Source organism: Seonamhaeicola algicola, assembly GCF_007997385.1.
In the GTDB taxonomy this organism is placed as follows: domain Bacteria; phylum Bacteroidota; class Bacteroidia; order Flavobacteriales; family Flavobacteriaceae; genus Seonamhaeicola; species Seonamhaeicola algicola.
This window is the reverse complement of sequence record NZ_VOSC01000033.1, coordinates 425,776-433,998: the sequence shown is the minus strand read 5'-3', so window position 1 is coordinate 433,998 and position 8,223 is coordinate 425,776. Positions and strand designations below refer to the sequence as shown.

General features: G+C 34.7%; 5 protein-coding genes. All 5 read left to right on the top strand.

The features are described 5' to 3' along the window. The coding region (locus FUA26_RS15515) for a gliding motility-associated C-terminal domain-containing protein (protein WP_186826932.1) at positions 1-2,675 on the top strand (2,675 nt) is incomplete at its 5' end. Between the two features lie 27 nt (positions 2,676-2,702). Beyond that, the gene (locus FUA26_RS15510; protein ID WP_147138242.1) at positions 2,703-3,659 is read left to right on the top strand and encodes a PorP/SprF family type IX secretion system membrane protein; all 957 of its coding nucleotides are present in this window, start codon (positions 2,703-2,705) and stop codon (positions 3,657-3,659) included. A gap of 18 nt (positions 3,660-3,677) precedes the next feature. Further along, positions 3,678-5,564 carry an OmpA family protein gene (locus tag FUA26_RS15505; RefSeq protein ID WP_147138239.1) on the top strand — a complete coding sequence of 629 codons (1,887 nt, stop codon included), beginning with the start codon at positions 3,678-3,680 and terminating at the stop codon, positions 5,562-5,564. A 123-nt stretch (positions 5,565-5,687) separates the two neighbouring features. Further along, positions 5,688-6,710 (top strand): Holliday junction branch migration DNA helicase RuvB, encoded by a 1,023-nt coding sequence (gene ruvB / locus FUA26_RS15500; protein ID WP_147138236.1) that lies wholly within the window; start codon positions 5,688-5,690, stop codon positions 6,708-6,710. Positions 6,711-6,845: 135 nt separating this feature from the next. Next, positions 6,846-8,189, top strand: coding sequence for a cytochrome-c peroxidase (locus FUA26_RS15495; RefSeq protein ID WP_147138233.1), 1,344 nt, complete (start codon positions 6,846-6,848; stop codon positions 8,187-8,189). Positions 8,190-8,223 lie beyond the last annotated feature (34 nt).

Sequence of the window (8,223 nt, the reverse complement as noted above, 5' to 3'; positions counted from 1 at the left end):
ATACATCAGGCGCTTTAACAGGTAGTAATGTAGATTTAACAATATTAAAAATTGATTCATACAGTTATACATATACCATTACTGATGTTAACGGATGTACAAACAGTAGTACAGTAGTAATTACTATAGACGATGCACCAGAATCTGGAACCGCCAATGCACCTGTTGAATTTTGTGAAGGCTTAGCACCATCAAACTATGATTTATTTGATTTACTAGCAGATGAAGACCAAACAGGAACGTGGTTAGATGACGATGCAACAGGCGTGTTAACAGGAAACATAGCCGACTTATCAAGCTTAGCACCGGCAACTTATAATTTTACATTTGATGTTGATGCAATTGGCAGTTGTGATGATGTAAACGTAACAGTAAGTGTTATAATAAACCCATTACCAAATACAGGAGTGCCAGCACCCGTAGCATTTTGTGAAAATGATGTAATATCAAATTCACCGTTAGATTTATTTAGTCAATTAACAGGAGAAGATGCAGGCGGCACATGGACAGATGATGATACATCAGGCGCTTTAACAGGTAGTAATGTAGATTTAACATTGTTAGCTATTGGTTCTTACAGTTATACATATACCATTACTGATGTTAACGGATGTACAAACAGTAGTACAGTAGTAATTACCATAGACGATGCACCAGAATCTGGAACCGCCAATGCACCTGTTGAATTTTGTGTTTCTGAAATTACAACAGGACAAACCTATAATTTATTCGATTTAATAGAGGGTGAAGATCAAACTGGCTCATGGATAGATGATGATGCTTCAGGTGCTTTATCAGGTAATACAGTTACTTTAGATGGGTTAGCCCAAGGTACTTATAATTTCACATTTGATGTTAATGCAATTGGCAGTTGTGATGATGTAAACGTAACAGTTAGTATTATTATAAATGATACACCAGCACCATCAGCGGCTTCTCCACAAGAGTTTTGTGATAGTGCTACCGTAGCAGATTTAGTTGCGGTTGGAAATTCAGTACAATGGTACAGCACTGCAACAGGAAGTACACCTTTAGATGTAGCAACCGCCTTAGCTAATGGTCAAACCTATTACGCATCACAAACAAATGCAACTACAGGGTGCGAATCTTCAACAAGAACAGCTGTAACTGTAGCAATATACCAAACACCAACAGCAGGCGCTTTAAATACAACAGCAATAGTTGCTTGTAATAGTAATGCTACTATTGATCTATTTACAGGATTAGATGGTACGCAAGATAACGGCGGAACATGGTCAAATGATGATAATGTTGGTGTGTTAATAGGTAATACTTTTAACGCAACAGGAGTAGCTGCAGGTACCTATAATTTTACGTATACCGTAACGGCATCTGCACCTTGCGTTGACGATAGTATTACTATTGAAGTAACTATTGAAGCCCCTTTAAATGCAGGAACAGATGGAGCTCCTTTAGATTTATGTAGCAATAATGGTAACATAGATTTATTTACTCAATTGGGAAGTAATCCTGATGCTGGAGGTACATGGTCACCAGCCATGGATAGTGCAACAGGTGTTTTTAATCCGTTAGTAGATGCTCCAGGAACATATACTTATACCTTATCAAATGCTTGTGGTACATTCTCAAGTAGTATTGAAGTTTCAGTAACACTAGCACCAAACGCAGGTACAGATAACAGTATAAACTTATGTGTAACCGATGCACCAGTAGATTTATTTACATATTTAGGTACAGCTGCCCAAAGTGGTGGTACATGGTCTCCAGCTTTAACAAGCGGTACAGGAATTTTTGATCCTGCTCTAGATACAGCCAATACCTACACTTATACGGTTACAGCAACATCGCCTTGTGCTCCAGATGCTGTAGCAAGTGTTACTGTTTCTGTAAACAACACCCCAATGCCAACAGTTATAAGTAATAACTTAGAGTTTTGTGCAGTAAACCAGCCAATAGTATCAGATTTAGATAGCAATATTACATCATCAGGAACTATAAATTGGTACGAAGACGCTGCTTTAACAATGCCTTTAATAGGTACAGAATCTTTAATTAATGGTGAAGATTATTATGTAACACAAACCAACGTATCAGGTTGTGAGTCTGAACCAGTACAAATAAATGTAACAATTAATGATGCGCCAACACCTACTTTAACTAATGCAAATGAAACATATTGTATTAATGATAACCCTACTATTAGCGAGCTTACAAATAATATAAGTTACAATGCGTCAGCTTATGATGTAGTATGGTATGATGAAGCGTCTGAAGGTACAGTATTATCAAGTTCAGATGCATTAAGCAATACAACAACAGTTTATTACGCTGCTTTAGTTGACATAGCAACGGGTTGTGAGAGTAGTGTGCGCTTAGCAGTAACACCAGATATTACTGGTTGTGGTAAGGTTGAGTTGCCAGACGGGTTTTCACCTAACGGCGATGGTGTAAATGACACGTATAATGTTGATAATTTATCAATATTATATCCAAACTTCGAAATTGAAATTTTTAATCGTAATGGTAATGTAGTTTATAAAGGTAATGCTAATACCCCAAGGTTTGATGGTACGTCAAATCAGTCTAGAACCCTAATAAAAGGAGATTTGCCAGTGGGTGTTTACTTCTACATTTTTAAGTTTAACGACGGTGAACATAAACCAGAACAAGGACGCTTATACTTAAGCAGATAATTTATAGATACATAAAATTTACAGAAAATGAAACATTTAAATATATATCATAAAATAGCTGCTTTGTTAGTTCTGGCATTAGTGTCTTTACAAAGCGTAGCACAACAAGATCCGCAGTTTACACAATACATGTATAATATGAGTGTAATAAATCCGGCTTATGCAACTGCTAATGAAGGTATTTTAAACCTTGGTGGTTTATACCGTACACAATGGGTTGGGTTAGAAGGTGCCCCAAAAACAGGAACCTTTTTTGCACACACACCAGTAAACGATAAAATTGAATTAGGTATTTCTTTTACTAACGATGATATTGGTGACATTGTTAGTGAAAATAACATTTATGCAGATTTTGCTTATGTGCTTCCAGTTGGAATTGAAAGTAAAATATCCTTTGGTTTAAAGGCAGGTGTAACTCTTTTTGATACTAATTTTAATGATTTAATGCTACAATCGGGTGGCTCAAGTTCAGACCAAGCCTTTGATGAAAACATAAGTAAAGCATTTCCAAATTTAGGTGTAGGTGCATTCTTTTTTGCTGATAATTATTACTTAGGAATATCGGCTCCAAACATGCTATCAACTAAACATATTGAAAATGAAAACGGAATAACTGCCACAGGAGTAGAAAATGTACATTATTTCTTTACCGGTGGTTATGTATTTGATATTGATAAAAACCTAAAACTAAAGCCTGCTTTTTTGGCTAGAGCTGTTAAAGGTGCCCCTATGGCTGTTGATGTTACAGCTAACGTTTTAATAAACGAAAAACTAGAAGCTGGTTTAGGGTACCGTTTAGGAGATGCTATTAGTGGTTTGGTGAATTTTAGAATTACGCCAGAACTAAAAGTGGGTTATGCTTATGACTTTACAACCAATAATCTAGGTGATTACAACTCAGGATCTCATGAAATATTCATACTTTTTGATGTTGACTTATTTGGATTTAAAGGCGGTTATGATCGTTCACCAAGATTCTTCTAACATTTAATAATTGTAAACATGAAAAAAAATACATACATACTTGCAAGCCTATTATTAGTTAGCGGATTAGGTTTTGCCCAAAATAAAAATTTAAAGCGCGTAAATAAACTTTTTGAAATGCGTGCTTATGCCCAAGCTGCTGAAATTTATGAAACCAAAGAAAGAGACCAAGAGGTGTTGCAAAATTTGGCCGATAGTTATTACTACAACGCCAATTTGCAAAATGCTATAAAAACATACCGAGAGCTGTTTGTAACGTACGGAGATTCTATTGATATTGAATATCACTTTAGGTTTGCACAAGCTCTTAAAGGCGTTAAACAATACAAAGAAGCCGATAAACATTTAAGCATGTATTATAACAAACCCGTAAATACAACGGCATTTATAGAAGCAACTGATAAAAAAGCACCACATGTATTCAAACTTCAGCAAATTGTAAATGAAGGCTCAAGTAGTGATTTTGGTTTGTCGTTCTACGGAAATGATAAAGTTGCATTTGCATCGGCTAGGAGCACTGATAACCCTGAATATGCATGGAATAATTTACCTTATTTAAATTTATATAGTGCCACTTTAAATAGTGATAACACTATTGTTAATGTACAAGCGTTTCCTGAAACAATAAATACATCATCACATGAAAGTAATGCTGTATTTACAAAAGATGGCAAAACTATGTACTTTAATAGAACCAATACAACACGCAAAAAAACAGGCGCAGACCGTATTGCACATATTAAAATTTATAAAGCTGAATTAGTTGATGGTGTTTGGGCCAATGTTACTGCTTTACCATTTACATCAAACAGTTACAGTACAGAGCATCCTGCATTAAGCATTGATGAGAAAACACTATATTTTGCTAGTGATATGCCAGGTACAATAGGTGGTTTTGATATTTATAAAGTTGCAATAAATGATGATGGTACCTACGGCGAACCAGAAAACTTAGGCAATACAATAAATACCAAACACCGTGAGCAATTTCCGTTTGTAAGTGAAAATAATGTATTGTATTTTTCTTCAATTGGTCATGAAGGTTATGGCGGATTAGATGTGTTTAGTAGCACTTTTGATAACGGTGTATACACAAAGCCAGAAAACTTAGGTAGCTCAATAAACAGTAATCTAGATGATTTTGCATATGTAATTAGAGAAAAAAATAACTTAGGTTACGTGTCATCAAATCGTTCAGGGTATGATAGAATGTATAGTTTTGTTAGAAACGAAAACCCCTTATCAAAATATCAAGTTGAAGGTATTGTAAAAGATAAAAATAGCAACAAACCATTAGCTAATGCTTTAGTTGAAATTATTGATCAATCTACCAAACTAGTTAAAGATACTATTGTTGGTGAAAATGGGTATTATATCTTTAAACTACAACCAAACAAGGTTTATAAAATTAGAGCAAGTCGTGAAGCTTACATAGAACAAGAACTAGAATTTTTAACAGGAAAGTACGGTAAACCTCAACATAATATTGATATTGCTCTAGAGTCGCTTACTGTAGCTGAAGAGCGTATTCATCAAAATGAAAAAGGCGAGTTACTTGTAAAATTAGATAAAATTTATTTTGATTATAATACTTCTGAAATATCAAGCGAGGCAGCCAAAACATTAGATGTTTTAGTAGATTTAATGAATAAACACAACAGTATAAATATTGAAATATCTGCACATACAGATGCCCGTGGACCTGCACCATATAACCAAAAACTATCTGAAGAAAGAGCAGCATTAGTGTTAAATTATTTAGTGAAGAAAGGTATCAACAAAAACAGATTAACAAGTGTAGGTTATGGTGAAACACAACCACTTAACCAATGTACAGAAGAAGATAAGTGTAGTGATGAAGAATATGACATAAACCGTAGGTGTGAGTTTAAAATATTACAATAAACCCTGTAGCCAACCCTAATCAACCAAATTATTTTGACAAAGCCTTTCTTAATTTAGAAAGGCTTTTTGTGTATCTTTGTTTACCCTTAGTGTGTTTCAACCTTATTAATTATATCTATTTGAATGAACGAAAACCTAAACCCTTCTAATGAAAATTATTCTTCAGACGAGTTAGATGTCGAAAAAAAATTAAGGCCATTAGCCTTTAATGATTTTACAGGGCAAGATCAGGTTTTAGATAATCTTCAAGTATTTGTACAAGCAGCTAATTTACGAAGTGAAGCACTAGATCACACCTTGTTTCACGGCCCTCCAGGATTAGGCAAAACAACACTAGCGCACATTTTAGCTAATGAGTTAAATGTAGGTATAAAAGTAACCTCGGGCCCAGTTTTAGATAAACCAGGAGATTTAGCAGGTTTATTAACAAATTTAGAAGATCGTGATGTATTGTTTATAGATGAAATTCATAGGTTAAGCCCTATAGTAGAAGAGTATTTATATTCTGCCATGGAAGACTATAAAATAGACATCATGATAGAATCAGGGCCTAATGCGCGTACAGTTCAAATAAACTTAAACCCGTTTACTTTAGTTGGTGCCACTACGCGTTCAGGTTTACTAACATCACCCATGCGTGCCCGTTTTGGTATTCAAAGTAGATTACAGTACTATAAAACCGATTTGCTAACCACAATTTTACAACGGAGTGCTTCTATTTTAAATGTACCAATTTCTATGGAAGCAGCTATTGAAATTGCAGGCCGTAGCCGTGGAACACCACGTATAGCAAACGCTTTATTGCGTAGGGTTAGAGATTTTGCGCAAATAAAAGGTAACGGTACAATTGACATTAAAATAGCCAAATATGCTTTAGAAGCTTTAAATGTTGATGCTCACGGTTTAGATGAAATGGACAATAAAATTCTTTCAACCATTATAGACAAGTTTAAAGGTGGCCCCGTAGGTATTACAACCATAGCAACAGCAGTAAGCGAAAGTCCTGAAACAATAGAGGAGGTTTACGAGCCTTTTTTAATTCAACAAGGTTTTATTGTACGTACACCTCGCGGGCGTGAGGTTACTGAGTTAGCCTATAAACATTTAGGTAAAATAAAAGGAAATATACAAGGCGGTTTGTTTTAAAAACACCTGTTTATTTATCTGTAAAATCATTCAGTTTAACTTATAAACTAGTATTTTAAGCTTTTTGTCAAATAATCTGTAAGGTTTTTTATAACCTTGTTTAAGTTTGGGCTTTAAATAAGCCTTCAATCTATAATGACAAAATTTTTAAAGCCTACGTTTATACTAATTCTTTTATTAGTTACTTTGACATCTTGTGAAAAAGATAAAGATGATTATGTTGATATAACGCTACAAACTAATCTAGAAAAGCAGTTAAACCAACTTTTCGGTTCAAAAGAAAACTTAATATTACCAGATTCAGATGATTATTTGGCTATTCCAAATGATATAAAAAACCCAATAACACAGGCCAAAGTTAACCTAGGCAAATTACTATACCATGAAACAGGTTTAGCAAAAAGCCCTACCCAAACTGAAGGTATGAATACTTATTCTTGTGCATCATGCCATCATGTTGATGCGGGTTTTCAAAGTGGAATAAAGCAAGGAATTGGAGAAGGAGGATTTGGTTTTGGATATAAAGGACAAAGTAGGGTAATGGCATCAAGTTACACTTCAGATAAAATTGATGTACAACCCATTAGAACACCATCTGTTTTAAATGTTGCCTACCAAGATGTTATGCTTTGGAATGGTCAATTTGGAGCAACAGGAACAAATGCAAACACACAAGCAAGTTGGACGCCCAATACACCAAAAGCAGAAAATAATTTAGGGTTTGAAGGCGTAGAAATTCAGGCTATAGCAGGATTAAATGTTCACAGGCTTTCAATAGATGAAAACTTTATTAAAACTACTGAGTACAAAACCCTTTTTGATGCGGCGTTTCCTAAAGTTAGCCTAAATAAGCGTTACTCTAGAATAAATGCAGGTTTGGCAATAGCAGCCTATGAAAGAACATTGTTACCCAATAAAGCTCCATTTCAAATGTGGTTAAAAGGAAGTTTTGAAGCCATGAGTGATGAAGAATTATTAGGCGCTTCAATATTTTTTGGAAAAGGGCAGTGTTACACCTGTCATTCTGGGCCTGGTTTAAATGGTATGGGCTTTCATGCATTGGGTATGAATGATTTGTCTGGTAATAACGTTGCAGGAATAGTTGATGAGGCTACCCAAAAAGGGCGCGGAGGTTTTACAGGTAACAGTGCTGATGATTATAAGTTTAAAACACCGCAACTTTATAATTTAAAAGATGTCAATTTTTTAGGTCATGGTGGTAGTTTTTCTTCGGTTAAAGATGTTGTTATTTATAAAAACAACGCTGTAAAAGAAAATGAAAATGTACCAACAAGCAAACTCTCAGCACAATTTACACCGTTAGGATTAACAGAAGCAGAAATAGAACAATTAACAACGTTTTTAGAAAAAAGCTTGTATGATGCTAACCTAATTAGGTATGTGCCAAATCAACTACCATCAGGTAATTGCTTTCCAAATGCCGATTCCCAATCTTCAATAGATATGGGGTGTAATTAAAAATTATATAATTTAACTATTTATTTGTAGTTTA

Bases quoted from the DNA above. Each gene is read 5' to 3' on its own strand.
- FUA26_RS15510 (WP_147138242.1), top strand. From the start codon at position 2,703: ATGAAACATTTAAATATATATCATAAAATAGCTGCTTTGTTAGTTCTG.
- FUA26_RS15505 (WP_147138239.1), top strand. From the start codon at position 3,678: ATGAAAAAAAATACATACATACTTGCAAGCCTATTATTAGTTAGCGGA.
- ruvB (WP_147138236.1), top strand. From the start codon at position 5,688: ATGAACGAAAACCTAAACCCTTCTAATGAAAATTATTCTTCAGACGAG.
- FUA26_RS15495 (WP_147138233.1), top strand. From the start codon at position 6,846: ATGACAAAATTTTTAAAGCCTACGTTTATACTAATTCTTTTATTAGTT.